The following is a 2,489-nucleotide window of genomic DNA, read 5'->3' as shown; positions in this document are numbered from 1 at the left end:
ACTTGAAACTTGCTCCTCCCCGTCATGTTGCATGAAACGTGCAGCATGCTGCGTTAAGTAGGCTTTTCTTTCTGTTTTGTTGCCGCCTCTCCCCCTCATACCCACGGGAATGCCAATCTTGGGACTACCGTGCGAAAAGTGTCGCGCACATGACCATCGCACTTAAAACAATAAAGTCCCGAGGAGAGCACCATGAAACCCGGAGTTGTCATTACCGCGCTGCTTGCCGCCAGCCTGATCAGTGCCTGCGGGGGAGGCGGCTCCAGTAGCCCCGCCCCGGCCGCCAACACCCCCACACCCAACCTGCCCACGGAACCGGAAACGCCGCCCGCACCGCCGGCGGATCGTCCCTCCACCGTCTCTGCCCCCTATGCGGATTACGGCACCGTGCTCAACATCCTGCCCCCCGGTCAGGATGATATCGGCGGGCTCAGCAGCCTGACCGCCGACATCCCCGGTCTGGGCGACCTGGTCGGCACCCTGCTGGATGACCTGGTGGCGGAAACCGGCCTGGTCCCCGCGCTCACCAAGGAGCCGCACTTCGATGATCAGCTGGGCCTCTACGACGCGCTGGTGCGTAGCGAACCCGGGATCACCGATGATCAGCTAACCGACTATTTCAAAGCGGCCCCCTTGCTGGCCCCCGACGCCGGTAACTGGGAAAGTGAGCTGACCCTGGACACCGCCGGTTACCAGGTGGACATCAAACGGGATAACTTTGGGGTGCCGCACATTTACGGCGACTCCCGCCGCGATGCCTTATTTGGCGTCGGCTATGTCACCGCCGCCGACCGCCTGTTCCTGCTCGACGTACTGCGCCGGGCCGGCCGGGGTGAACTGTCCCGCTTCCTGGGTCCGGCGGATTTCTCCTTCGACCAGGACATTGCGGTGGACGCCCCCTACCGGGAAGAAGACCGCACCACCATGATCGCCAAGACCATCGCCCGTTTCGGTGACGACGGCGCCCAGGTGTTCGAGGATGCCACCAACTATGTGGCCGGCCTCAACCAGTACGTGAGCGATGCCCGTGGCGGCCTGTTGCAGGTGCCGGTGGAATACGTGGCGCTGGGCGTGCAGCTGGAACCCTTCGTGATTGAAGACGTGGTCGCCATCGCCACCCTGATTCAGGGCATCTTCGCCGGCGGCGGCGGCAACGAGCACAAGAACGTGCTGCTGCTGCAAGCGCTGGAAGAACAGACCGGCAGCGCGGAAACCGCCTGTGCCCTGTGGAAAGACTTGCGCAACGGCCTGGATGAGGAATCCTCGGTGACCACCACCCGCTCTTTTGCCACCCAGTCACCGCCAACCCTGCCCGACCTGTGCCCGCTGAGCGGCGAGCTGGCTGGCCAGTTCCCCGGTGCCGTCATGTTCGACGCCGGCTCTTTCCAGGCCCACCAACCACTGACCCATGAACCCTGTGGCCGACCCGGCCAACCTCAGTGCCCCGAAGCCCTGGGCAATGTGCCCGCCCTACCCGGCACCGGCGTGGTCGGCGGCTTGCTGGATACCGTGGGCGACCTGCTCGGCGGCATCCTGTCCCTGTCATTTCTCGACGATGATGGCGCCAACCTGGCCCGACACTGGGCCACACTGACCCGGCAGCTAGGCGCCAGCGGGCAAGACAACGCCCGCCTTAGTGACCACCAGCGCGAACAGGTCATGCAACGCATTGCCGGCATCGAAACCGGCCTTAACGGCCTGCGTGATGGCTTCCCGAGCACCATGTCCAATGCGCTGTTGCTCAATGCCGAGCATTCCGCCAGTGGCCAGCCGCTGGCCGTGTTCGGCCCCCAGACCAGTTACTTCGTACCGCAACTGCTGCTGGAAATGTCTATCCATGGTGGCGATATCAACACCCGTGGCATGACCTTCACCGGCCTGCCCTACGTGGTCATCGGCCGCGGCCCGGACTTCGCCTGGAGTGCCACCTCCGGCAGCTCCGACCTCACCGACGTGCGCGTGGTACAGCGCTGCTCACCGGCCGAGGCTCCCGCCCACGGTGAAGGCGGCTACCAGGTTAACGGCCAGTGCAAACCCTTCGACGTGATCGACGAAGAATGGGTGGCCCGCTGGAACCTGGCCTCCTCCACCGACCCGCAAGCGGTCGGTCAAAACGAAGCCGTCCGACGCCGCGTGATCCGCACCGAGGAGTACGGCCCGGTGATTGGCTTCGCCACCGTGTCCGGCCTGCCCGTGGCAGTGACTCGCCAGCGCAGCACCTACTTTGCCGAGCTGGATACGGCCCTGCCGTTCCTGCAAGCCAGCCGCAACGATGTCCATGACGTACAAAGCTTCTACGACGTTTTCTACAACACCACCGGCAGCTTCAACTGGTTCTACATCGACGACCGCGACATCGCCTATTTCCATTCCGGCGACTATCCGCAGCGTGCCAACGGCATTCACCCGGAGCTGCCCAGCTGGGGTAACGGCCAGTACGACTGGAACGGCTTCCTGCCCCAACAGGCCCACCCCCAGGCCAGTAACCC

The 2,489-nt window shown here is 64.2% G+C and carries 1 protein-coding gene; it reads left to right on the top strand.

Annotation, left to right across the window (positions count from 1 at the left end):
* Nucleotides 1–192: 192 nt before the first annotated feature.
* Nucleotides 193–2,489: penicillin acylase family protein (locus tag A3730_RS19890; RefSeq protein ID WP_063538757.1), on the top strand; the 2,297-nt coding region annotated here is incomplete at its 3' end.

It is taken from the genome of Alcanivorax sp. HI0044 (assembly GCF_001634945.1).
Note: the sequence above shows the minus strand (reverse complement) of the source record. Positions and strands in the feature narration are given on the sequence as shown.